This is a genomic window from Loktanella sp. R86503 (genome assembly GCF_042466455.1).
Taxonomy (GTDB): Bacteria; Pseudomonadota; Alphaproteobacteria; order Rhodobacterales; family Rhodobacteraceae; genus Loktanella.
Genome location: NZ_JAXHCI010000002.1, coordinates 918,570 through 940,878 on the forward strand (window position 1 = coordinate 918,570; position 22,309 = coordinate 940,878).

Below are 22,309 nucleotides of genomic sequence, written 5' to 3' on the forward strand. Positions count from 1 at the left end.
TTCCAGACGAGGCTACATGTCGCAACGTCACGTATTCAGCTACCGGTCAAGGCGGCTGCGGTATTCTTCCGCCTCTTGGCGGGCGTCGCGCAGGCCGTCCATGGCCGCGCGTAGTTCTGCTTCGGTTTGCGACAGCTGGTTGGTGATTTCCGCTTCGCGTTGCTGCAAATAGGTGATGGCCTGATCGCGGGTTTCTTCGGCTTCATGCAGGGCCTGCGCCATGCGATCAAGCTCTCCGATCTCGGCTTTGGTGACGCGTGTGGCGCGGTTGACCAGCCAGCTGGCGAACCAGCCAAGGGCAAAGGCGACGAAAAGGATGATCGCTGTGGCGACGATGAATTCGGTGCGGTTCACGGGGCGGTCCTGACTGTCATTCGTTCGTCTCGTTGTCTGTTTGCGATGTTTCTTCGGCGTCTGCCGCGTCGTTATCTGCCGCTGCTGCTGCTGCCGCTTCTTCTGCGGTCTGGGTCAGTGAAAATGCGATCCGGCGGTTTGCCTCACGCCCGTCGGCGGTATCGTTGTCGGCGATCGGATCAGCCTCTCCATAGCCGATGGCGGTGAAGGTGGCGATGGGAATGCGCCGCACGCGCAGGGCGTTCAGAACTGCATCTGCGCGGGTCTGGGACAGTTCCTGGTTCATTTCCTCGCCGCCCTGGCTGTCGGTATAGCCTGCGATCTGCAGGCGGATATCCGGGCACCGCTGCAATATTTCGGCAATGTCATCGACAATCGGCTGGGAATCCGATGTCAGCGTCGCAGAGCCGGGATCAAAGACGATCTTGCGCCCGTCGGTGACGTTTTCGATATTGGCGATGCACTCGTCCGGGGTCGGCAGACCCGCAGCGGGGTCGAGTTCCTTGACATAGGTAATATCAAGATCGGCCTCTGCGGTCTGGCCGAGTTTGTCGATCAGCAGATTAGTGACGATGGCTTGGGCATTAGCGTTGCCCGTCTCGCCCTTGACGGTGACCAGATCCGGTGTGACGGCGACGCTGCCGTTTTGCAGTTGGGCCAGGACTTCCAGACCCGCAAGCACGCGCACGGACCAATCCTGCGGCAGATCACCGGTCACGCGGGTGCCCATATTGACATTGCCGGCGCCGAATTTGGCCGCGGCATAGTTCTGCGCCGTCATATTGGACAGATCGTCCACGACGCGGCCCGAAAGCTGCACAGCACCGTCGCTGCTGCGCTGCGCGGTAAAGGTCGGCGGGCCGTCGGCGCTTGCCTCTGGCGGGCGGGGCAGGTCTGTCGACAGGGCGTAGACGTCGGGTAAAGCGTTTTCCAGAACGCCCGCCACCCGTTCAAAGGTATCCTGATCGGTCGTCTCTAGCCCGACAAGCGTGATGTCGGTATCGGCCAGCGTGACTGTGCCGCCACCAATATCACCCACCGCCTTGATGGCCAGCGCCGCAGCACGGCCCCATGTGCGCGACGGCACCCCCAGCGCCTGCACGCAAGACGACCGCCCTGAAAATCCGGCAGCGATGGCGGCTTCCATGATCTGCTGTTCTGTGGCGGGGCTATCGGCGGCGCAGGCGGCAAATCGCGCGCCGTCCGCGTCCTTTGTAAAGCGGATGGTGTAGGGCGAAATCACCGGACGCGGTGCTGTGATACGCACCTGCCGGCGGATGCCCTGGGGCACATTGCGGGCAAGCGAAGTTTCGAAATCTGCCTTTTGTCTTGCGCTGTCTGCGATGGCGGTGATCGCGATACGGTTCGCTGTCACAGATATCTTGGACCGCGGCAGCAGATCCAAGGCCCGCAAGGCATAGGTCATGGCGTCGCGCCAGGTGTCCGGCACGGGATAGTCGGCCGTTTCCAGCAGGTCGGTAACCGTCAGGCCGCGGGCGATCTGCGTAATGCGGGCATCCAGCGCCTCGCGGTCGGTGGCGGCGGGGATCAGGCCGATGATTGACACGCCGCTATCGCCGCGCAGGATTTCGACTGCGAAATCGGGGGCGGCTATGCCGGCAGTATCGACGACAGACATGTTGTCGATCACGCGGCTGGCGTCCACGACACGTCCGGCAGTGGAAATGGCGCGAAAGCGTGCGGCCTCGGTCGGGGCCTCGCCTTCGATGATGACTTGCAGCCCGTCACCCAGCACGCTGGCCCAAGGCATCTGCGCATCGACAAGGTCCTCTTGCACGGACATGACCGACACATCCTCGACGATGGCGACGGTGGCACGCGCGGCAAAGGTGCAGGCGATGGCGGCGATAACGAAAACGCCAATGCGTAAAAACAGCTGTGACAGACGCATGGGTCGTGGAATCCTTGGGCTTGGTCTTGCGCAGGTCTAAGCGTCAGGACCGCTGGGCGCAATCATGCCAGAAAAGCGATGGCGAAAAACGGCAAGGGCAGCAGGCCTGCGTTACGATTGGACCGGAACAGTTTAAGCAGGATGTTGGTGTCGTCGGATCGAAACTGCGTCAGTTGCCAGGTCAGGTGCCAGGCCATGGCCCAGGGCCCCAGCAAGGCAATCAGCAGCGACGGCACACTGCGGTCCAGCGCGGCCCCGATGACCGCAAGCCCCAGCAAAAGAAGGGTGCCGACCAGAAAGCCGCGCAGCCACACCGGGCTGTTGTTTCCAAACAGGCGGGCGGTGGATTTTACGCCGATCAAGGCGTCGTCCTCTGTGTCTTGGTGGGCATAGATGGTGTCATAAAACAGTGTCCAGCTAATGCCGGCCACGTAAAGCGCGACAGCGGGCCACCCAAGTGATCCGGTATGGGCCGTCCATAGCAGCAGCGCCCCCCAGTTGAACGCAAGGCCAAGAAAGACCTGCGGCCACCATGTAAAGCGCTTGGCAAACGGATAGATCGCAACCGGGATCAGGGCCGCAACGCCCAGCGCGATGGCAGCCGGGGGCATGGTCAGAAGGATGCCCAGGGCAATCAGGCATTGCGCAATCATCCAGGCCAGCGCCTGCTTTACCGTGACCGCACCAGATGGAATGGGCCGCGAGCGGGTGCGCGCGACAGAGCCGTCGATGTGGCGGTCGGTGATGTCGTTCCAGGTGCAGCCCGCGCCGCGCATCAAGGCCGCGCCGATGGCAGAGCCTATGATCAGCCAGACGTCGAAAGCGGTAAAACTGTTCGTCGCCAGCACCGCCAGCGCAATCGCCCACCAGCAAGGCAGCAGCAGCAGCCATGTGCCGATAGGGCGATCAAGGCGCGACAGCCGCAGATAGGGCCGCCAGCTTTGCGGCGCACGGGTGTCAACCCAGTTTCCGGCGCTGTCTGCGACACGGCCAGCAGCATTGCTGTCTGCGGGCTCTGGTGTCCGGGTGGTCTGGTGCATATGTTCTGCCCATGGCATCAAAAATTCGCCTTTTTGTAGAGCACCCCTTGGGGGAAGGGCAAACGGTTCCTCTGGATAAGGACCGTGCGCTGTATATTTTTGCCGTGATGCGGTTGTCCGTTGGTGATGTGCTGACACTGATCAACGGGCGTGACGGGGCGTGGGATGCGCAAGTCATCGAAGGGTCCAAGCGCGGCGGCGTCCTGCTGGTGCAGGCGCAAACCGCGCCTCAGATCGCGCCGCCGGACCTGTGGCTGATCTTTGCCCCGATCAAAAAGGTGCGCACCGATTTCATCGTCGAAAAGGCGGTAGAACTGGGCGTGGCGCGTCTTTTGCCGGTCGTGACGGATTTCACGAATGAAAAAGCGCGTCAGGACAAGTTGCAGGCCCATGCGGTCGAGGCGGCAGAGCAATGCGGCGGCACATTTGTGCCGCAGGTGGCCGAGGTCACGAAATTGTCAGCGGTTCTGGATGGTTGGGGCGACCGGCGGATTTTGTTCTGCGATGAACGTCTAGTTGGGACGGCCGCCAATCTGGCCAGCCTGACGCCCGGCCCCTGGGCCGTGCTGATCGGACCAGAGGGCGGCTTTTCGCAAAGTGAACGCACAAGGCTGCACGAGATGCCGCAGGCGCAAGCGATCAGTCTGGGGCCCCGGATCTTGCGCGCCGATACGGCGGCGGTCGCGGCCCTGACGCTGTGGCAGACGACGCTGGGGGACTGGCAGTGACGCGGCGGGCAAGCCGATTTTTCGACGAAAAATCGGATAGCTGCAAACGCGGGGGGCCGCGTAAAACAGAAAGGGCAGGCGCATGGCTGAATTCCTGAGGCCGCAGGCGCGAGCGACCTTGTGGCGCTGGCGAGAGGTCTTGTTTGCAGGGGCCTTGGCCGTTTTGGGCCTATGGTGGGCGCTGGGCAGCTTTGGCGTTGTGAAATGGATTGGCGTGACACTGGTTGTGCTGGCGGCGGCGATCGGGGCGGCAGGCGTGCAGCGGGCGCGGTTTCGCCAGGACGGGCAGGGGCCGGGGATTGTCATGATGGACGAACGGCGCCTGGTCTATATGGGACCGCTGACCGGCGGCGCGATGGATGTTACCGATCTGACCCGGCTGGAACTGGAACCTGCCGCCCTGCCAAGCCCGCACTGGGTGCTGACGGGGGTGGGCGGCCAGGCGCTGGCCATTCCAGTGAATGCGGAAGGGGCGGAAACCCTGTTCGATGTTTTCGCCGCCTTGCCCGGCATTCGCAGCGGCGCTGTTCTGGCTGTGCTGGAACGCACACCGGGTGCGCGGGTCACAGTGTGGGAAAAGGAACGTACGCTCTTGCATTGACGCGTGGGGTGGGTCACGCCAGATAGTCTGTGAAACGCGCACGATAAAAAGGCTGCCCTTATGTCCATTCCTCAATCCGGTGGCGGCCCCATCGAAAGCCACGACCAGCTGGCAGAAATGCTGTCCAAGGGCTGCAAGCCCAAGGATCAGTGGCGGATTGGCACAGAGCACGAGAAATTCGGCTATATCAAAGCGACCAACATGCCGCTGCCCTATGAGGGCGAAGTCGGCATCAAGGCGATGCTGGAAGGGCTGGAGCAGCGATTCGGTTGGGACCGCGTTGAAGAAGGCGGCAAGATCATCGGCCTAACCAAGGACGGCGCGAATGTGTCGCTCGAGCCGGGGGGGCAGCTGGAACTGTCGGGCGCACCGCTGGAGACGATCCACCAGACCTGCGACGAGGTGAACCTGCATCTGGCGCAGGTGAAGGAAATCGCCGACGAGATGGGCGCAGGCTTTATCGGTCTGGGTGCCGCGCCGGAATGGTCCCACGACGATATGCCGCTGATGCCCAAAGGGCGATACAAGCTGATGGACGCCTACATGGGCACCGTTGGCACCCATGGCACGCAGATGATGCGGCGGACCTGCACGGTACAGGTGAACCTTGATTTTTCATCCGAGGCGGACATGGTTCAGAAGCTGCGGGTGGCGATTGCCCTGCAGCCTGTCGCGACGGCGCTATTTGCAAATTCGCCCTTCTTTGACGGCAAGCCGAACGGGCACAAATCCTGGCGGTCGCGCGTCTGGCGGGGGCTGGACGATTCGCGCACCGGCATGCTGCCTTGGGTATTCGAGGACGGTATGGGGTTCGAGCGCTGGGTCGACTGGGTTCTCGATGTGCCGATGTATTTCGTTTACCGCGACGGTAAGTATATCGACGCGCTAGGCCAGTCGTTCCGCGATTTTCTGAAGGGCGAGCTGCCGGCCCTGCCAGGCGAGAAGCCGTTGCTGAGCGATTGGGCTGACCATCTGACGACGGTCTTTCCTGAGGCGCGGATCAAGCAGTTCATCGAGATGCGCGGTGCCGATGGCGGCCCCTGGCGGCGGCTTTGTGCGCTGCCGGCGTTCTGGGTGGGTCTGACCTATGATCAAGGTGCGCTGGATGCGGCATGGGACCTGTGCAAGGACTGGACCGCAGAGCAGCGGCAAGCGCTGCTGGTGGCGTCAAGCGTTGACGGATTGCAGGCCAAGGTGGACGGCATTGATATGCACCAGTTGGCGAAGGCTTGCGTAGATATTGCCCACGGCGGATTGAAAGCCCGGGCCAGGCCCGGCGCGGGCGGTCTGGTTGCGGACGAGACGCATTTCCTGAATGCGCTGCAGGAAAGTGTCGAGACGGGCCAGGTGCCTGCGGACGAGCTGCTTGCCAAGTACCACGGTGAGTGGGGCGGTGATTTGAGCAAGATCTATCCGGAATATTCCTATTGAGCGGTTGGCTGGGGGCTCTGCCCCCGGCTGCGCCTCCCCCGGGATATTTTTGACCAGAAGAAGAAGGGGCGTGCGGGTTCGGGCGCGCCTTTATTTTGCCGCAATTGGGGTGAAAGTGGCGGGATGATTGCAGGATTTTTGTTCAAGCGGATTGCACCGGTCGCCTTGATTGCTGGCCCGCTGGCGCTGGGGCTGCCGATAAAGGCGGGCGGTGCCTTTGTGCTGGGTGCCTTGGCCGGGCTGGCTGTGGTGTTGCCGTTTGCGATTGTGTTGCGGCTGGTCAGCCTGCGCATGGTGCTGGGCTGGCCGCTGTGGCTGTTGGGGGCTGCGCTGCGTCTGTTGTGGCGCGGGCGCAGGATTATTTAGCTTTTGGCGCCGATCCGCGGCTCTGTCCCGTTGCGAAGCCGGCCAATATTTGCCCAGTGGCGCAGGTAGATCAGGATCGCAAGCACGCTGGCGAGGGCGAAAAGATCACCCCGGCCAATCAGCACCAGCACGATGGGCGTCCAGCCTGCAGCAAGGAGCGCTGCAAGGGAAGAGATTTTGCCGAACTTTGCGGTCAATCCCCAGATGGCGCAGGCGATCAGGCCTGCCAGTGGCACCAGCGCAAGCATGATGCCAAGGAATGTGGCCACACCTTTGCCGCCGCGAAAGCCGAGCCAGACAGGAAAGCAGTGGCCGATAAGCGCGGCCAGCGCGGCCAGTTGGACGGCATCGTAAGGAGCAAGGGCGCTGGCCAGCAACACGGCGATGGCCCCTTTGAGTGCGTCCCCCAGCAGCGTCAGTGCCGCTGCGCGTTTGTTGCCGGTGCGCAGCACATTTGTGGCGCCGATATTGCCGGAACCGATTGTGCGCAGGTCACCAAGACCCATGACGCGGGCAAGTATAACGCCTGTCGGAATAGAGCCGAGAAGGTAGCCGATGGCCCCCCATAGCAGCAGAACGGGAACGGGTGACGACATATCAGGCATCGGCGCCTCTTTCACTGTGGGGGGGGGCGATGCGGTTGCCCTTGACCCAGGTTCCAATCACGCGCCCTTGGAGGCGGGCGCCGTCAAAGGGCGTATTCTTGGACTTGGACAGAAGTGTGGCACGGTCGAGCACAAAGGGTGCATCAGGGTCGAAGAGCACCAGATCGGCTGGCGCGCCGGGAGCCAGGCGGCCGGCTGGCAGGTCTAGCAAGCGTGCGGGGTTAAGCGTCAGGGCGCGGAACAGGCGTGGCAGGCTAATCTGGCCTGCGTGCACCAGCCGCAGCGCCGCGGGCAGCAGTGTTTGCAATCCGACGGCGCCTGCGGCGGCGTGTTCGAAGGGCAAGCGTTTGGATTCTTCGTCCTGCGGAGTGTGCATGGAACAGACAACGTCGATCAGCCCGTCGGCCAGCGCGTTGATCACGGCCTGGCGGTCATCCTCTGACCGCAGTGGAGGGGTCAGTTTGAAGAAGGTCCGGTAATCAGCGACGTCCATGTCGTTCAGTGTGAGGTGATGGATGCTGACACCTGCCGTGATGTTCAGGCCGTTGCGTTTTGCCCGTTCCAGCGCCGGCAAGGCGCGGGCGGTGGTGATTTGGTCGGCATGATAGCGTGCGCCGGTCATTTCCAGCAGAGCGATATCCCGGTCGAGGCCCATGCGTTCCGCCATGGGCGACACGGCGGGCAACCCGCGCAGCGATGCGAATTTGCCGCTTGTGACGCAGGCACCGGCTGACAGGCCGGGATCCTGCGGGTGGCCGATGACCAATGCGCCAAGGCTGCGGGCATAGGTCAGGGCGCGGGAGAGGACTTTGGTATCGGTGACGACGTGATCGCCATCGGTAAAAGCGACGGCGCCAGCGTCGAGCAGAAAGCCGATTTCGGTCATCTCTCGGCCTTCGCGGCCTTTGGTCAGGGTCGCCATGGGCAGGACGTTGACGCAGGCTTCGACCTCGGCCCGGCGGCGGACGAATTCCAGCGCCTCTGGTGTGTCGATGGCAGGGGTGGTGTCGGGGCGGGTGACGATGGTGGTAACGCCGCCCGCGGCCGCGGCACGGCCGGCAGAGCGGAAGGATTCCTTGTGCCGCTCGCCCGGCTCGGACACCTTGACGCCGATGTCGATGATACCGGGGGCGAGGCATGCGCCGCCGCAATCGACCACGGTGGCCCCCGCTGGGGCATCGGCGCTCAGGGCCGTGATCAGGCCGTCCTGCACGGTCAGGCTGCCGGTATCATCGGTCAAGGCGACCGGATCGATCAGGCGGGCGTTGGTAAAATGAAGGGTTGTCATGCGATCCTGCGTCTTGCGGCGGTCCGGCAAGGTGTAGGGAGCGCAGGCGGCAGGGTCAATCTTTGCCGCATGTTTTGCAGACTATGGTTAGCTTGCAATCCAGATCATCAGGGCGACAAGGGCAAAAAGGACCAGCAGTGCGATGGTGGCGACGCGGCCTGACATGGCGGCATTGCTGGGCGGTGCCTTGCCGCCTGTCACAGTGCCGGTCGCGGCGTCTGATGTCAGCGGTGCGGCCGGTGCCGCCAGGCGGGCAGGCGCGCCCGTTGTCGTGACATGCGCCACCTGCGGCGCAAGGTTCAGGGTCACATCGCGGCCTGCGCTGGCGCGGGACATGATCAGGACGGCGATGCCCCGCAGATCGCGCAGGGCCGGATCGACAGTCGCTTCTTGCGGGATGTCATAGCCCTGGTTCAGGTAATCAATCAGGGTCAGGCCGGACAAATCGCGGGTATCGACGACGTCGATGTAGGTTGGATCAAGGGCATCGGTGCCGAAAAGCGCCAAAATCGCATCCGGCGTGCGATCAGAGAGGCCTTCGGGCAGGGGGCCTGTGATCTTGAAGACGCGGATCAGGCCGTGGTCATTGGCAGGGATGGTCAGGGTCATGCAGCAAGCTCCGTTGATCGTGCAAGGGGCCAACAGCGCAGGGGCGCGGCTGGTTCCCGGTTCAGGCGGCGGCTTCTGCGCGGGCGGCGCGCAGGTTGCGGGCCAGCAGGTCCATCGCCGCCATACGGACTGCAACGCCCATTTCCACCTGTGTCTGAATGACAGAGCGGTTGATGTCGTCAGCGATGGTGCCGTCGATTTCAACGCCGCGGTTCATCGGGCCGGGGTGCATGACGATGGCGTCGGGTTTGGCCAAGGCTAGCTTGTCCGCATCAAGGCCGTAGCGGTGGAAATATTCCCGCTCCGAGGGGATAAAGCCGCCGTCCATGCGTTCTTTTTGCAGGCGAAGCATCATCACGACGTCAACGTCCTGCAGACCCTTTTCCATATCATCGAATACCTCGACCCCGAATTCACCGATGCCGGCGGGCATCAGGGTCGGCGGGGCGATCAGGCGGACGCGGTTTTCCATTTTGCCAAGCAGCATGATGTTGGACCGGGCGACGCGGGAATGGGCGATGTCGCCGCAGATCGCGATGGACAGGCGGTGCAGGCGCCCTTTGGCGCGGCGGATGGTAAGGCCGTCAAGCAGCGCCTGCGTGGGGTGTTCGTGGCGGCCGTCGCCCGCATTCAATACCGCGCCGTTCACCTTTTGCGCCAACAGATCGACCGCGCCAGAGGAGGGATGGCGCACAACCAGCAGGTCGGGGTGCATGGCGTTCAGGGTCAGGGCCGTGTCGATCAGGGTTTCGCCCTTTTTGACGCTGCTGGACTGCATTGCCATGTTCATCACATCCGCGCCCAGCTTTTTGCCAGCGAGTTCAAAACTGGCCTGGGTACGGGTGGAGTTTTCGAAGAACATGTTGATCTGGGTCATGTCCGCCAGCACGTCGCGGTGGGTTTTGCCGGCGCGGTTGTCGGTGGCGTAGGTATCGGCCAGATCGATCAGGGTCGTGATTTCGTCCGGGGCCAGATGTTCGATGCCCAGCAGGTGGCGTGCGCGGAATGACATGATGGCTCTCCTTCTTGATGGCGATGGTTATAGGCGGGTGCGGGATGGGGGGCCAGCCCCCCCGGCTGCGCCGTCCCCCCGGGATATTTGTAACCAGAAGAAGGGGACTGCGTTCCGCCCCCGGCTGGGGTAGAGTGGGCGGTATGGAATCAAGTGAGACATATTGGGACGAGGTCGCCTTGCTCGACTGGCAGGTGGCCTTGGGCGCGGATGAGGCGATCGGCGATGTGCCCGTGGACCGCTATGCGCTGGAGGCTGTCCCGGCAAAGGCTGCGACGGTGAAGCAGGCACCCGGTACGCGGCCGCCGCCACCGCCGATCCCGGTGCCGGAAAAATTCGATGCCGTGGCGCTGGCGTACGAGGCGGCCGAGGCGGCGGCGGATCTGGCAGCACTGGAGGCGGCGCAGGCAGGGTTCGAGCTGTGCGCGCTCAAGCGCGGTGCGCGCAACTTTGTCGGGGCCGAGCGGCACATGGCGGCGCGGGTCATGGTAATTGGCGATGCGCCGGGCCGGGCAGAGGATCTTGCCGGGCGGCCCTTTGTCGGGGCGCAGGGCGCGTTGCTGGACCGGATGCTGGGGGCGATCGGGCTGGACCGGACGTCCGAGAATGAGGCGCGCGCTGCCTATGTCATGCATGTGATGCCCTGGCGCACGGCGGGGGCAGGCATGCCGCTGGCGGATGATCTGGCCATGATGCTGCCGTTTGTCCAGCGGCATATCGCGCTGGTGCAGCCGGATGTTATCGTCTGTATGGGCAATGCGGCCTGTCAGGCCTTGCTGGGGCGCGCCGGAATTACGCGGATGCGCGGTCAGTGGGCCGAGGTGATGGGCCGCCCCGCGCTGCCGATGTTCGCTCCGGACATGCTGCTGGGCCAGCCGGCGGCCAAGCGCGAGGCTTGGGCCGACCTGCTAGCGCTGAAGGCGCGGTTGCGGGGCTAGTTTGCCGGTTCCGGATCCGCCGGGGCCGTGTCCACGTTGACGGGGGCGTCGCCGTTGACGGGAGCGTCGGCTGTTGGCGCAGGCGCTGCTTCGGGGGCGGGTGTCAGTAAGGCACCGTCAGCCCATTCCCCTGTGGTTTCAGTTCCGGAGGCGTAGCGCATGGTACCGGGGCCTTCGCGGCGGCCGCGGACGAATGCGCCCTCGTACACGTCGCCGTTGGCGTAGGTCGCAACTCCTTTGCCGCTGATTTCGCCGTCCTGCCATGAGCCGGCATAGACAAAACCGTCGGGCAGGGTGATTGTGCCGGTACCGTGGCGCTGGCCGTTCAGAAATTCGCCTTCGTAGACAGTGCCGTCGGCATAGGTCGCTGTCCCCATGCCGTTACGTTGACCGTCCGACCAGCCGCCTGCATAGGTGTAGCCGTCGGGGTAGGTCATGGTGCCTTGCCCTTCGTTCTTGGCGTTTACGAAGTCGCCGTCATAGACAAGGCCATTGGCATAGGTCGCAACACCGCGTCCGTCGATGACGCCATTGGTCCAGCCGCCGTCATAGGTCGAGCCGTCGGCGTAGGTGATCTTGCCCTTGCCATTCGCCAGATCGGCGGTGAATTCACCGACATAGATCGCACCATCGGGATAGGTGACTTCGCCTGTGCCGTCGATCTGGCCGTCTTTCCAGTCGCCGCTGTAACGATAGCCATCGGTGCCGGTAAAGGTCCCCTTGCCATTGCGGCTGTCGTTGGAAAAGCCGCCCTCGTAGATGTCGCCGTTGGCATAGGTGACCTTGCCTGTGCCATCGCGTTTGCCGGCAACAAGGTCGCCTTCGTAGATGTCGCCGTTGGGCTGGACCAGTTTGCCGGTGCCCTGGATTTGACCGTCGACCCAGGTGCCTTCGTAAATCAGGCCGTCTTTCATCGTCAGGGTGCCTGTGCCGTCGCGTTCGCCGGCTTTCAGCGCGCCTTCGTAGATCGCGCCGTCGGGATAGGTGACGCGGCCAGTGCCTTCCTTGACGCCGTTGATCCAGGGGCCGGTGTATTCATAGCCGTCGGGGCTGCGCATGGTGCCGGTGCCGTGGTGCATGGCGTTGCGGAATTCGCCTTCATAGACCACGCCATTGGCGTAGCGGGCGATGCCGCGGCCGGTGATGTTCCCCTCAAGCCAGTCGCCTTCGAAGGTGCCGCCGTCGGCAAAGGTGATCTTGCCGGTGCCATCGGGTTTGCCTGCGGCAAATGTGCCTTCGTAGACTGACCCATTGGGGAAGGTCGCCTTGCCGGTGCCGGTGATTTCGCCCTGCGCCCAGTTGCCGGTATAGCTGTAGCCATTGGGCAGGGTGTAGGTCCCCTGACCGTGCTGTTTGCCGTTCAGGAATGCGCCTTCATACACGCCGCCGTCGTCATATTGCTTGGTTTCCACGGTCTGTGCCGTCGCTGCCCCGGCAAGGGTCATTGCCAAGAGTGCTGCCGTTGCAAAACGCGTCATGGGAAGTCCTGATCATTGCCTCAGAACCGGAGGGTAAAGAAACTCTTTGCCACAGGCAACGGGGCAAGGGTGGCGGCGGCGGGTTTCCCTTGGGCGGATATCTGCTATTTGCAATCCAAACCCGGAGATAATGCCCATGACCGACACCTACCGCATCACCCTGGCGCAGCTGAACCCAACCGTTGGGGACCTTGCAGGCAATGCCGCAAAGGCGATGGATGCTTGGCGGCAGGGGCGTGATGCGGGGGCGCAGATGGTGGCCCTGCCGGAAATGTTCATCACGGGGTATCAGACGCAGGATCTGGTGCGGCGTGATGCATTCATTCTGGACGCCGTCGCGGCGATCGAAAAACTGGCGGCGGATTGTGCCGACGGTCCGATCCTGATGATCGGCGGGCCGGCGGTCGAGGGCGTAAAGCTGCACAACTGCTATTACATGCTGCAAAGCGGCAGGATCGCAGGGCGGGCGGACAAGTTTTTTCTGCCCAACTACAACGTCTTTGACGAAGTACGCCTGTTCAGCCGGGGTGCAATTCACGGCCCCTTTGCCACGCAAGGCCCCCGCATCGGCACGCCGATTTGCGAGGATGCTTGGTATCCAGATGTGGCAGAGGCGCAGGTCGAAAGCGGGGCAGAGGTGCTGCTTGTTCCCAACGGCAGCCCCTATTTCCGGAACAAGTTCAACATCCGTCTGAACAATATGGTCGCCCGCGTGATCGAAAACGACGTGCCGCTGATCTATGTAAATATGGTCGGCGGACAGGATGACCAGATGTTCGATGGCGGATCGTTCGTGTTGAACCGGGGCGGCAAGCTGGCGCTGCAGATGCCGATCATGCAAGAGGCGATTGCCCATGTCGATCTGATCAGCGAGGGCGGCATATGGGTCGCGGCAGAGGGGGCGAAAGCGCATCACCCGGATAGTCTGGAGCAGGATTACCGCGCGATGGTCGAAACCCTGCGCGATTATTGCGGCAAGACCGGTTTCAAAAAGGTGCTGCTGGGTCTGTCCGGCGGGATCGACAGTGCGATCGTTGCTGTGATTGCAGCTGACGCGCTGGGGCCGGACAACGTGCGCGGCGTGATGCTGCCTAGCAAATACACCTCTCAAGCGTCTTTGGATGATGCGCAGGGAGTCGTGGACGCGCTGGGCTGCAAATTCGACACGGTGCCGATATCGGGGCCGGTTGACGCGGTAAGCGACACTTTGGCCCCGCTGTTCGACGGTCTTGCGCCTGATCTGACCGAAGAAAACATCCAAAGCCGGATGCGCGGGCTGCTGCTGATGGCGCAGTCGAACAAGTTCGGCGAGATGCTGCTAACCACTGGCAATAAGTCCGAGGTCGCAGTGGGCTATGCCACGATTTACGGTGATATGGCGGGCGGTTATAACCCGATCAAGGATCTTTATAAAACGCGGGTGTTCGACATTTGCCGCTGGCGCAATGCCAACCACCGTCCGTGGATGAAGGCCCCCGCAGGGGAAATGATCCCCGTCAGTATCATCGACAAGCCGCCCAGTGCAGAGCTGCGGCCGGATCAGCGCGATGATGACAGTCTGCCGCCCTATGACATCCTTGATGGCATCCTGACGATGCTGGTGGATGACGAAGCCAGCGTCGCGGACTGTGTGGCTGCGGGCTATGACCGGGCGACGGTCAAGAAGGTCGAACATCTGGTTTATATCAGCGAATACAAACGCTTTCAGTCCGCCCCCGGCACGCGGTTGTCGCGGCGGGCGTTCTGGTTGGATCGCCGCTATCCCATCGTGAACCGCTGGCGCGATAACGGGTAGGCTCTGCCGCCCAGCCAGCGGCTTGATGCGCCGCCGCTTGGTGACAAGGGGCGGCGTCAAAGGTTTGCGATCATTGCCGAAACCCGTGGGGCGGCTGGGCAATTCTTTGCCAGTGTGTCTGGCAGGTGCGGAACGATTGTCAGCCGCCCGGCATTTCATCATCAGAACGCCGCTTTATTCAGCAGCACCGACAACCGGTGCGGCGGGGCGGCATGAAGGATGACCAAGATGAAACTGACGACATTTAGCATTGCCTCTGCCCTTGCACTGACTGCGGCTGCACCCGCCTTTGCGCAGACCACCTCTGCCAAGGCAGGTGCAGAACTGACAGTGCGCACAGAGCCGACAATCGCAGCGCCCGTCACCGGCGTGCTTGCGGTGAATGAAGAGGTCACGGTTGACGGCTGCCTGGAAGATGTCAGCTGGTGCAAGGTGACGGCCGCGGATGCTTCGGGTTGGGCTTCTGGACAGTATCTGTATGTTGAGGAAAACGCCAACGCCGTGCCGCTGATCGACATGGCTGGCAATCCCGAAGAGCTGGTGATCATCACCCAGACTGAAGAAGGCGTATCGCAGGGTGACCAGAACGGTGCAGCGGTCGCAACCGGCACCGTGGGTGCATTGACGGCTGTTGCGCTGGGCGGACCCGTGGGCGCGATTGTGGCAGGCGGTATCGCAGGGACGGCCGTGGGGGCCGCGGCGGTGGAACCCACACCTGATACCCTGACCTTTGTTCAGGCCAACCCCGTCGATACGGTCTACCTTGATGGCGAGGTGGTCGTCGGCGCGGTGGTACCGGCCGAGATTGAAACCTATGAGGTGCCACAGCCGGAATACCGTTATCTGAACGTTAACAATCTGCCAGTTCTGATTGACGCCGAAACCGGCGCAATCGTTCAGATCATTCGTTGATAGCTGCCACCTGACGTCAGGTCCGGGCCCCGCATGACCGTGCGGGGCCCTTTTTCGTCAAGCACAGTAGCATGTTTGGACATTGGGTGACGCGGGGCTAGATCGAGCTTGTCACTGATCAGGAACTCAAGATGAACGCCACAAATGATGATACCCCGCTGGCCCGTCGCTGGATTGCCATGGCGGCGCTGCTGGTTGCGGGGTTCATGAACCTGATAGACGTGACCATCGTCAATGTCGCGATCCCATCACTACAGGATGCCTTTGCGGCAACGGATAGTCAGATCGAATGGGTCGTTGCGATCTATATCCTGACCTTTGCGCTGCTTTTGCTGCCGATGGGGCGGCTAGGTGACCGCCTGGGGCGGAGGCGGATGTTTATCGCGGGTGTGTGCGTGTTTACCTTTGGTTCTGCGCTGTGCGGGCTGGCACCTTCGATCAACACGCTGGTGGCCGCGCGGGTCGTGCAGGGGATTGGCGGCGCGATGATGACGCCGCAGACGCTGGCTATTGTGCCCGCGCTTTTTGCGCCAAAGGAACGCGGGCTGGCTTTCGCGCTGTTCGGGCTGTCAGCAGGTCTTGCCAGTGTGACAGGTCCGGTGCTGGGCGGGTTCCTGATTGGCGCTGATATTCAGGGGCTTGATTGGCGGCCGATCTTTCTGGTCAACGTGCCGGTCGGCATTATCGCGATTATCGGCGCGCTTCAGTTCGTGCCCAATCTGCCGGGCAACAAGGGGCTGGAGGTCGATTTTATCGGCATTATCCTTGCAGCGATTACGACGCTTCTGGTGATGTTTCCCCTGATCGAAGGGCGTCAGGTCGGCTGGCCGCTGTGGATTTTCGCGATGATGGTTGCTGCCCTGCCGATGCTGTGGATCTTTGTCTGGTGGCAGCGCCGGCGCGCCAAGTTGGGGCAGGCGCAGCTGCTGCCGGTTGCCTTGTTTCGCAATCGTAATTTCATGGTCGGCACCGGCATCATCATGCTGCTGTTTTCAGGCATCCCCGGGTTTTTCCTTGTGCTGGCGATCCTGCTGCAAATCGGAAACGGCTTTACGCCGCTGCAGTCCGGCCTGACGACAATTCCGTTTTCCATCGGCGTTCTGGCCGCCTCTGTCGCCGCAGGGCGGATGGGAAACCGCTTTTTGCGGCCTCGGATCAGCACGGGCGGCGCATTGCTGGCCAGCTGCATGATCTTGCTGCCGTTTATTACCCCGCAAGAAGCGGGGGAAATCAGCCGCAGCGCATTCATGATCCCGTTGTTCATGGGCGGGCTGGGGCTGGGTACAGCCATATCGCCACTGTTCAACACGGTGCTGGGGCAGGTGGACGAGGCGGATACCGGCTCTGCCTCTGGTGCGTTGCAGTCGTTCCAGCAGCTTGGCGGGGCCTTGGGGCTTGCGGTCATGGGACAGATCTTTTTTGCTCATATCGCCAGCGGACTTCAGGCAGGGGAGGAAAAGGTCGCGGTCTATTCGGACGCGCTGCAACTGGCGCTGATCTTTTCGACGACCTCCTTCATCACTCTGGCGCTTTTGGTGTGGCGTCTGCCGGCACCGCGGCCCGCAAAACTGGACAAACCGCAGGCGGCATGACAGAGCAGGGGCAAAGATAAAGGACGCCGCCCCATGACCACGATCACTCGTTTCGCCCCGTCGCCCACCGGCTGGATGCACATCGGCAACCTGCGCGCTGCGATGTTCAACTATGCCATCGCCCGCCAGAACGGCGGCACCTTCATTTTGCGGATCGACGACACCGATCAAGAACGGTCCAAACCAGAGTACGAGCAGGGCATCCGCGATGTGCTGACCTGGCTGGGGATCACCTGGGACTATGTGCAAAAGCAGTCCGACCGCCTTGCCCGCTATGACGAGGCGCGCCAGCAACTGCTGGACGCGGGGCGTTTGTACGAATGCTTTGAAACGCCGGTCGAACTGGATTTGAAGCGCAAAAAGCAGCTGAACATGGGCAGGCCGCCGGTCTATGACCGCGCCGCGCTGTCGCTGACCGATGCGCAAAAGCAAGCCTACCGCGACGAGGGGCGCAAGTCTCACTGGCGGTTCAAGCTGGACCTGGAACGGGTCGAATGGGACGACGGGATCATGGGGCCGATCAGCATCGACTGCGCGTCGGTCAGCGATCCGGTGCTGATCAAGGAAACCGGCCAGATCCTGTATACCTTTGCGTCCCCCGTCGATGACGTGGACATGAAAATCACGGATATTGTCCGCGGGTCCGACCACGTCACCAACACCGCCACGCAGATCCAGATCATGAAGGCGCTGGGTGGCACTGTGCCGCGCTTTGCGCACCATTCCCTGTTGACCGGCCCGCAAGGCGAGGCGCTGTCAAAGCGTCTTGGCACGCTGGCGCTGCGCGATCTGCGCGCGCAGGGTATCGCGGCAGAGGCGGTTTTGTCGTTGATGGCGCGCCTTGGGTCGTCCCAGCCTGTCGTGTTGGTGGATGGTATCCAGCAGGTCATCGACGGTTTCGACATTAGCACCTTCGGATCTGCGCCAACCAAGTTCGATTTTGAGGACCTGTGGCCGCTGACGGCGCGCCACTATGCCACGTTGGACTCCGCTGCGGTCAAAACCGAGCTGGATGCCGCTGGGGTGCCCGCTGACCTTCAGCCCGCGTTCTGGGCCGTGGTGAAGGAAAACATCGCCAAGCTGGACGATCTTGGACCCTGGTGGGCCCTGTTCCGCGATGGCGGGCAGGCGGTTGTCGCGGACGAAGATCGCGACATGGTCGTGCAGGCTTTTGATTTGTTGGGCGAGCCGCCCTACACGGATGCGACCTGGGGCGAATGGACTAATGCTGTCAAAGAGGCGACCGGCCGCAAGGGCAAGGGTCTGTTCATGCCGCTGCGTCTCGCAGTAACAGGGCAGGCCCGGGGGCCGGAAATGGCACAGGTGATGCCGCTGTTGCAAAAGAAGCCGTCGCTGTAAGTAAGCAGGCCTGAGAAGACAAAAAGGCGCAGGTGGTGATCCACCTGCGCCTTTTTTGTCGGGTGCCAAGCCTTGGTTAGTCGCGCGAACGCAGAACTTGCGCCGGGGCGGCCTGCAGCGGGCGGATCGCAAAGGCAAGGCCAGCCAGCAGCGATACAAGAACACCACCGCCGATGATCCATAATGCATTGGCCCAGATGATTTGATAGTCGCCTTCCATGATAAAGGTTTGCACCGCCCAGCCGCCAAGGATGCCTGCAACCAAAGCAACGGTGCCTGCGGCAAAGCCTAAAAGCGCGGCGCGTAGAGCAAAGCTGGCCACGATGGTGGCGCGGGTCGCGCCAAGGGTTTTTAGCACAGCCGCCTCGAAGGTACGGGCACGCTCGCCCGCGGCGGCAGCCCCGATCAGAACAAGGAAACCAGTCACAAGGGTCGCCAGCGCGCCATAGCGGGTGGCGGCGGTGACGCCTTCGATCAGGGTGGCGACGCGGTCGATGGCATCTCGGATACGGATGGCCGTGATGTTGGGATAGGCCGTAGCAAGATCGCGCAGGATCTGCGCCTCTGATTCCGGGGTGGCATAGACGGTCGAAATCCAGCTGTGCGGCGCACCTGCTAGGGCTGCACTGTTGAGCGTCAGCACAAAGCCAAGGCCGGCGCTGTCCCAGTTCACTTCACGAAAGCTGGTGATTGTGCCGGTGATGTCGCGGCCAAGTACGTTGACGGTGAGCGTATCGCCAAGGTTGAGGCCGATTTCGGCCGCCTCTTCAGCGGCAAAGCTGATTTGCGGGTCTCCGTCGTAGCCTTCGGGCCACCATTCGCCGGCGCTGATGGTGCTGCCTTCTGGCAGGGCATCGGCATAGGTAATGCCGCGATCACCGCGCACGACCCAATGGCCGCCAGCGACCTCTTCTGCGTCCTGATCGTTGATACGCGTGATGATACCGCGCAGCATGGGGGCGGTGTCGACGCGGCTGACGGCGGGAGTGTCTGCCAGGATCTGTTGGTAGCCGTCGATCTGGTCAGGTTGGATGTCGACGAAAAAGTAGCTTGGCGCGCGCTCTGGCAGCTCTGCCGTGAAGGCGCGGCGCAGGTTGCCGTCGATCTGGCCGATGGCCGCCAGCACAGCAAGGCCAAGGCCCAGCGACAGCACGACAGAGGTCGATTCGCCACCCCGTGCGCCAATGCTGGCCAGCGCCAGACGCAGCGCAGGTTTGCCGCGTGCCGCACGGCGACAGATGCGGGCAATCCAGCGGATCAGCGCCGCAGCGAGCACAAGGATCAGCAAGGCCCCGGCGATGCCGCCAGCGGTCCAAAGCGTAAGCCAGGCGGTACCAGAGAACCAGATCGCAAGGCCAAGCAGAAGCGCGATCAACGCGGCGGTGATGGCCAGATAGGGCCAGCGGGGCAGGGCAGTCCCGCCAGCAAAGGCATCGCGGAACAGCGTGGCAGCACGGATTTGTTCCGTCCGCGCCAGTGGCCAAAGGGTAAAGATCGCAGCGGCAAGGATGCCGTATATCGCCGCCTCAATCAGCGGTGCGGGGGCAAAGCCGAAGTTGGCGGGGATAGGCAACTGCGCCTCGATCACCGGGGCAAGGGCGATGGGGATGCCGCCGCCAAGGATCAGGCCAATCGCGACGCCAAGCAGAGTCAGAGCGCCGATTTGCAGGGCGTAGGTTGTAAAAATGGTTCCGCGCGTGGCGCCAAGCGTTTTCAGGGTCGCGATGGTGCCAGTCTTGTTGCCCAAATAGGCGCGCACGGCAGCGCTGACGCCGACACCGCCAACCGCAAGGCCCGACAGGCCCACAAGGATCAGGAAAGCGCCGATACGTTCCACAAAACGGGCGGTGCCGCCCGCACCTTCGCGGCTGTCGCGCCAGCGCATTCCGGTGTCGCGGAATTGACTGTCGGCGCGGTCCTCTAGCGCTTGCAGATCTGTTCCGGCGGGCAGCAGCATGCGGTAGTCGGTGTCGAAAAGCGTGCCTTCGGAGAGCAAGCCCGCGTTCGCCAGATCCTTGGTCAGCACGATGCTGCGCGGCCCGAGCGAAAAGCCGCCCGCACCATTGTCGGGATAGCTGGTCAGCACCGCGGACATAACGAAATCCTGCGTGCCCAGGCGGAATGTGTCGCCGGGAATCAGGCCAAGGCGGTCGGCAAGAACGCGTTCCATCACTCCGCCCGGCAACGTGCCATTCCCAGCCAGCGCGTCCGGCAGGGGCATGAGCGGATCAAGCGTGACATTGCCAACAAGGGGATAAGCATCATCGACAGCGCGCACCTGCGTCAGGGCGCGATCATCGCCCACGGTGATCATAGAGCGGAAATCGACGGTTTCGGACAGGGTGGTCGATACCTCTTGCATGAACGCAAGCTCTGGCGCGGTCGCATAGCGATAGGTCAGCGTGGCCTGCGCGTCGCCGCCAAGCAAGGCGCTGCCCTGTTCGGCAAGGCCGGCTTCTATCCCGGAACGGACGGTGCCCACGGCGGCAATCGCCGCGACGCCAAGGGCAAGGCAGGCGAGGAAGACGCGAAATCCGCGCAGGCCGCCGCGCAGTTCCCGGCGGGCAAAGGTTGTCGCAAGGCGCAGGCTCATGCGGCGTCCAACCGGCCGTCACGCAGGCCAATCACGCGGCTGCAGCGCGCCGCAAGGTCGCGGGCGTGGGTGACCATGATCAGCGTCGCACCGTGGCGGTCGCGCAGGCCAAAGAGCAGGTCGATAATCGCTGCGCCGTTGGTTTCATCTAGGTTTCCCGTCGGCTCGTCCGCCAGCAAAATGCGCGGGCGCGGGGCAGAGGCGCGGGCAAGGGCGACACGTTGCTGTTCGCCGCCCGACATTTGGTTGGGGTAGTGATCGACACGGGCGCCGAGGCCGACAGCCTCTAATTCGGCGCGGGCGCGGTCAAAGGCATCCGGCGCGCCGGCCAGTTCCAGCGGGGTCGCAACGTTTTCCAGTGCGGTCATTGTCGGGATCAGGTGGAAAGATTGAAACACGACCCCCATATGTGAACGGCGAAAGCGGGCCAGCTGGTCTTCGTTCATCGCGGTCAGGTCTTTGCCCATGGCGGTGATCGTGCCCGCGCTGGCCTGTTCCAGCCCGCCCATCAGCATCAGGAGAGACGATTTGCCAGACCCGCTTGGCCCGACCAACCCCAAGGTTTCACCGCTTGCCACGTCGAGCGTTATATCATGCAGGATATCAACCTTTCCCGCATTGCCGTCGAGGGACAGCGCCACATTGCGCAGTGACAGGACGGAATCGGGCATGGGCAAGTCCTTTGATTTGTTCGCCTTTGCATATGGTGCTGCACGGGCAGTTCGCAACGGGTTAACTGTCAGCCTTTTTGCAACTGCGGCATTTGCCGCACCTGTTACGATTGCCGCTTTGGGTGACAGTCTGACCGCGGGCTACGGGTTGCCGCAGGATGAAGGTTTCGTGCCGCAGATGCAGGCCTGGTTGGATGAACAGGGCGCAGAGGTAACGCTGCTGAACGCCGGTGTATCGGGTGATACGACAGCGGGGGGCTTGTCTCGGGTGGATTGGACGCTGACGCCGGACGTGGACGGCGTGCTGGTGGCGCTGGGCGGTAACGATTATTTGCGCGGTTTGGACCCCGCCGTATCGCAGGGCAATCTAAATCAGATTTTAAGCAAATTGGATGCAGCAAATGTGCCGGCCATGCTGATCGGCCTGCGGGCGGGCACGAATTATGGCACCGACTATGCCCTGAGTTTTAACGGGATGTTTGAGGCTTTGGCGCAAAGCTATAACGTGCCGCTTTATGCTGATTGGTTTACGGGCCTGCGCGCTGTAGATTTGCAGGCCAATCTTCAGGCAGATGGCATTCACCCCAACGCTGCCGGGGTGAAGCTGATTGTCGCTGATATGGGGCCGGTTGTTCTGGAATTTGTGAACAGCCTGACTGCAGATTAGGCGAGCGACAGGTTTACGGCGCTTTCGCGGCCGTCACGGCCGGCTTCGATATCAAAGCTGACTTTCTGATTGTCAGCGAGGCCGGTCAGCCCCGACCGCTCTACCGCAGAGATGTGGACGAAGATGTCTTTCGATCCGCCATCGGGTGCGATGAAGCCGTAGCCTTTGGTGGTGTTGAACCATTTCACGGTGCCAGTTGCCATGGCATGTCTCCCTTGTCTCACCGCTCGCGGAATGCAGCGGTACGGCTCGTCAGTGCTTGATCGATGCACAGGGCCGGATAGGGGCCGTAGTCGATAGAGATAACGCAGCAACACCAGTATCGGCGTCACGTTTCCAAAATCAACACAATTTTTGG

21 protein-coding genes are annotated in these 22,309 nt (G+C 62.5%); 10 read left to right on the forward strand and 11 right to left on the reverse strand.

Features of this window, described 5'->3' with window-relative positions:
* Positions 1 to 39: 39 nt before the first annotated feature.
* The 3 genes from SJY10_RS05465 to ubiA all read right to left on the reverse strand — a co-directional run bounded on the left by SJY10_RS05465 (position 40) and on the right by ubiA (position 3,306).
* The gene (locus SJY10_RS05465; protein ID WP_386680290.1) at positions 40 to 354 is read right to left on the reverse strand and encodes a hypothetical protein; all 315 of its coding nucleotides are present in this window, start codon (positions 352 to 354) and stop codon (positions 40 to 42) included.
* 16 nt (positions 355 to 370) lie between these two features.
* Positions 371 to 2,266: an OmpA family protein gene (locus SJY10_RS05470; protein ID WP_386680292.1), complete on the reverse strand. Its 1,896-nt coding sequence runs from the start codon at positions 2,264 to 2,266 to the stop codon at positions 371 to 373.
* Positions 2,267 to 2,328: 62 nt separating this feature from the next.
* The gene (gene ubiA, locus SJY10_RS05475; protein ID WP_386680294.1) at positions 2,329 to 3,306 is read right to left on the reverse strand and encodes a 4-hydroxybenzoate octaprenyltransferase; all 978 of its coding nucleotides are present in this window, start codon (positions 3,304 to 3,306) and stop codon (positions 2,329 to 2,331) included.
* 11 nt (positions 3,307 to 3,317) lie between these two features.
* Here ubiA and SJY10_RS05480 point away from each other — a divergent pair, with 11 nt between their 5' ends.
* The 4 genes from SJY10_RS05480 to SJY10_RS05495 all read left to right on the forward strand — a co-directional run bounded on the left by SJY10_RS05480 (position 3,318) and on the right by SJY10_RS05495 (position 6,432).
* Positions 3,318 to 4,034 carry a 16S rRNA (uracil(1498)-N(3))-methyltransferase gene (locus tag SJY10_RS05480; protein ID WP_386680296.1) on the forward strand — a complete coding sequence of 239 codons (717 nt, stop codon included), beginning with the start codon at positions 3,318 to 3,320 and terminating at the stop codon, positions 4,032 to 4,034.
* Between the two features lie 82 nt (positions 4,035 to 4,116).
* Positions 4,117 to 4,635 carry a hypothetical protein gene (locus tag SJY10_RS05485; RefSeq protein WP_386680298.1) on the forward strand — a complete coding sequence of 173 codons (519 nt, stop codon included), beginning with the start codon at positions 4,117 to 4,119 and terminating at the stop codon, positions 4,633 to 4,635.
* Between the two features lie 60 nt (positions 4,636 to 4,695).
* The gene (locus SJY10_RS05490; RefSeq protein ID WP_386680300.1) at positions 4,696 to 6,066 is read left to right on the forward strand and encodes a glutamate--cysteine ligase; all 1,371 of its coding nucleotides are present in this window, start codon (positions 4,696 to 4,698) and stop codon (positions 6,064 to 6,066) included.
* Between the two features lie 123 nt (positions 6,067 to 6,189).
* On the forward strand, positions 6,190 to 6,432 hold the full coding sequence (locus SJY10_RS05495) for a hypothetical protein (protein ID WP_386680302.1): 243 nt from the start codon (positions 6,190 to 6,192) through the stop codon (positions 6,430 to 6,432).
* On the opposite strand, the gene plsY is transcribed toward SJY10_RS05495, so the two are convergent.
* The 4 genes from plsY to SJY10_RS05515 form a co-directional block, all read right to left on the reverse strand.
* Positions 6,429 to 7,037, reverse strand: a complete 609-nt coding sequence (gene plsY / locus SJY10_RS05500) for a glycerol-3-phosphate 1-O-acyltransferase PlsY (protein ID WP_386680304.1) — start codon at positions 7,035 to 7,037, stop codon at positions 6,429 to 6,431. The genes SJY10_RS05495 and plsY overlap by 4 nt on opposite strands.
* On the reverse strand, positions 7,030 to 8,325 hold the full coding sequence (gene pyrC / locus SJY10_RS05505; protein ID WP_386680306.1) for a dihydroorotase: 1,296 nt from the start codon (positions 8,323 to 8,325) through the stop codon (positions 7,030 to 7,032). Before pyrC ends, plsY begins: the two co-directional genes overlap by 8 nt.
* An 87-nt stretch (positions 8,326 to 8,412) precedes the next feature.
* On the reverse strand, positions 8,413 to 8,934 hold the full coding sequence (locus tag SJY10_RS05510; protein WP_386680308.1) for a hypothetical protein: 522 nt from the start codon (positions 8,932 to 8,934) through the stop codon (positions 8,413 to 8,415).
* A gap of 61 nt (positions 8,935 to 8,995) precedes the next feature.
* Positions 8,996 to 9,946 carry an aspartate carbamoyltransferase catalytic subunit gene (locus SJY10_RS05515; RefSeq protein ID WP_386680310.1) on the reverse strand — a complete coding sequence of 317 codons (951 nt, stop codon included), beginning with the start codon at positions 9,944 to 9,946 and terminating at the stop codon, positions 8,996 to 8,998.
* Between the two features lie 143 nt (positions 9,947 to 10,089).
* On the opposite strand from SJY10_RS05515, the gene SJY10_RS05520 reads away from it, so the two are divergent.
* On the forward strand, positions 10,090 to 10,884 hold the full coding sequence (locus SJY10_RS05520) for a uracil-DNA glycosylase (RefSeq protein ID WP_386680312.1): 795 nt from the start codon (positions 10,090 to 10,092) through the stop codon (positions 10,882 to 10,884).
* Here SJY10_RS05520 and SJY10_RS05525 read toward each other — a convergent pair.
* Entirely contained in the window at positions 10,881 to 12,362 is a 1,482-nt protein-coding gene (locus tag SJY10_RS05525) for an MORN repeat-containing protein (protein WP_386680314.1), read from the reverse strand. The two genes, SJY10_RS05520 and SJY10_RS05525, sit on opposite strands and share 4 nt — an antisense overlap.
* 136 nt (positions 12,363 to 12,498) lie before the next feature.
* Between SJY10_RS05525 and SJY10_RS05530 the strand changes: the two genes are divergently transcribed.
* From SJY10_RS05530 to gltX, 4 genes are all read left to right on the forward strand, one after another.
* Entirely contained in the window at positions 12,499 to 14,157 is a 1,659-nt protein-coding gene (locus tag SJY10_RS05530) for an NAD+ synthase (RefSeq protein ID WP_386680315.1), read from the forward strand.
* 228 nt (positions 14,158 to 14,385) lie between these two features.
* A complete protein-coding gene (locus tag SJY10_RS05535) occupies positions 14,386 to 15,069 on the forward strand; it encodes a DUF1236 domain-containing protein (RefSeq protein ID WP_386680316.1) in 684 nt (227 codons plus the stop codon).
* A 131-nt stretch (positions 15,070 to 15,200) separates the two neighbouring features.
* Positions 15,201 to 16,661 carry a DHA2 family efflux MFS transporter permease subunit gene (locus SJY10_RS05540; RefSeq protein ID WP_386680318.1) on the forward strand — a complete coding sequence of 487 codons (1,461 nt, stop codon included), beginning with the start codon at positions 15,201 to 15,203 and terminating at the stop codon, positions 16,659 to 16,661.
* A 33-nt stretch (positions 16,662 to 16,694) separates the two neighbouring features.
* The gene (gene gltX / locus SJY10_RS05545) at positions 16,695 to 18,020 is read left to right on the forward strand and encodes a glutamate--tRNA ligase (RefSeq protein ID WP_386680320.1); all 1,326 of its coding nucleotides are present in this window, start codon (positions 16,695 to 16,697) and stop codon (positions 18,018 to 18,020) included.
* A gap of 76 nt (positions 18,021 to 18,096) precedes the next feature.
* Here the strand turns inward: gltX and SJY10_RS05550 are convergent, their stop codons facing one another.
* Together SJY10_RS05550 and SJY10_RS05555 are read right to left on the reverse strand one after the other, a co-directional pair.
* Entirely contained in the window at positions 18,097 to 20,613 is a 2,517-nt protein-coding gene (locus SJY10_RS05550) for an ABC transporter permease (RefSeq protein WP_386680322.1), read from the reverse strand.
* Positions 20,610 to 21,284 carry an ABC transporter ATP-binding protein gene (locus SJY10_RS05555; RefSeq protein WP_386680324.1) on the reverse strand — a complete coding sequence of 225 codons (675 nt, stop codon included), beginning with the start codon at positions 21,282 to 21,284 and terminating at the stop codon, positions 20,610 to 20,612. The genes SJY10_RS05550 and SJY10_RS05555 overlap by 4 nt, the downstream gene beginning before the upstream one ends.
* Here SJY10_RS05555 and SJY10_RS05560 point away from each other — a divergent pair.
* The gene (locus SJY10_RS05560) at positions 21,283 to 21,951 is read left to right on the forward strand and encodes an arylesterase (protein WP_386680326.1); all 669 of its coding nucleotides are present in this window, start codon (positions 21,283 to 21,285) and stop codon (positions 21,949 to 21,951) included. The two genes, SJY10_RS05555 and SJY10_RS05560, sit on opposite strands and share 2 nt — an antisense overlap.
* Here SJY10_RS05560 and SJY10_RS05565 read toward each other — a convergent pair.
* Entirely contained in the window at positions 21,948 to 22,154 is a 207-nt protein-coding gene (locus SJY10_RS05565; protein WP_386680328.1) for a cold-shock protein, read from the reverse strand. The two genes, SJY10_RS05560 and SJY10_RS05565, sit on opposite strands and share 4 nt — an antisense overlap.
* Positions 22,155 to 22,309 lie beyond the last annotated feature (155 nt).

Excerpts from the sequence above, each read along its gene's own strand:
- SJY10_RS05540 (WP_386680318.1), top strand. The coding sequence starts at position 15,201 with ATGAACGCCACAAATGATGATACCCCGCTGGCCCGTCGCTGGATTGCC.
- SJY10_RS05560 (WP_386680326.1), top strand. The coding sequence starts at position 21,283 with ATGGGCAAGTCCTTTGATTTGTTCGCCTTTGCATATGGTGCTGCACGG.
- SJY10_RS05520 (WP_386680312.1), top strand. The coding sequence starts at position 10,090 with ATGGAATCAAGTGAGACATATTGGGACGAGGTCGCCTTGCTCGACTGG.
- SJY10_RS05555 (WP_386680324.1), bottom strand. The coding sequence starts at position 21,284 with ATGCCCGATTCCGTCCTGTCACTGCGCAATGTGGCGCTGTCCCTCGAC.
- SJY10_RS05550 (WP_386680322.1), bottom strand. The coding sequence starts at position 20,613 with ATGAGCCTGCGCCTTGCGACAACCTTTGCCCGCCGGGAACTGCGCGGC.
- gltX (WP_386680320.1), top strand. The coding sequence starts at position 16,695 with ATGACCACGATCACTCGTTTCGCCCCGTCGCCCACCGGCTGGATGCAC.
- SJY10_RS05530 (WP_386680315.1), top strand. The coding sequence starts at position 12,499 with ATGACCGACACCTACCGCATCACCCTGGCGCAGCTGAACCCAACCGTT.
- SJY10_RS05490 (WP_386680300.1), top strand. The coding sequence starts at position 4,696 with ATGTCCATTCCTCAATCCGGTGGCGGCCCCATCGAAAGCCACGACCAG.
- SJY10_RS05510 (WP_386680308.1), bottom strand. The coding sequence starts at position 8,934 with ATGACCCTGACCATCCCTGCCAATGACCACGGCCTGATCCGCGTCTTC.
- SJY10_RS05495 (WP_386680302.1), top strand. The coding sequence starts at position 6,190 with ATGATTGCAGGATTTTTGTTCAAGCGGATTGCACCGGTCGCCTTGATT.
- SJY10_RS05525 (WP_386680314.1), bottom strand. The coding sequence starts at position 12,362 with ATGACGCGTTTTGCAACGGCAGCACTCTTGGCAATGACCCTTGCCGGG.
- SJY10_RS05470 (WP_386680292.1), bottom strand. The coding sequence starts at position 2,266 with ATGCGTCTGTCACAGCTGTTTTTACGCATTGGCGTTTTCGTTATCGCC.
- ubiA (WP_386680294.1), bottom strand. The coding sequence starts at position 3,306 with ATGCACCAGACCACCCGGACACCAGAGCCCGCAGACAGCAATGCTGCT.
- SJY10_RS05480 (WP_386680296.1), top strand. The coding sequence starts at position 3,318 with ATGGCATCAAAAATTCGCCTTTTTGTAGAGCACCCCTTGGGGGAAGGG.
- plsY (WP_386680304.1), bottom strand. The coding sequence starts at position 7,037 with ATGCCTGATATGTCGTCACCCGTTCCCGTTCTGCTGCTATGGGGGGCC.
- SJY10_RS05565 (WP_386680328.1), bottom strand. The coding sequence starts at position 22,154 with ATGGCAACTGGCACCGTGAAATGGTTCAACACCACCAAAGGCTACGGC.
- SJY10_RS05515 (WP_386680310.1), bottom strand. The coding sequence starts at position 9,946 with ATGTCATTCCGCGCACGCCACCTGCTGGGCATCGAACATCTGGCCCCG.
- SJY10_RS05535 (WP_386680316.1), top strand. The coding sequence starts at position 14,386 with ATGAAACTGACGACATTTAGCATTGCCTCTGCCCTTGCACTGACTGCG.
- SJY10_RS05485 (WP_386680298.1), top strand. The coding sequence starts at position 4,117 with ATGGCTGAATTCCTGAGGCCGCAGGCGCGAGCGACCTTGTGGCGCTGG.
- pyrC (WP_386680306.1), bottom strand. The coding sequence starts at position 8,325 with ATGACAACCCTTCATTTTACCAACGCCCGCCTGATCGATCCGGTCGCC.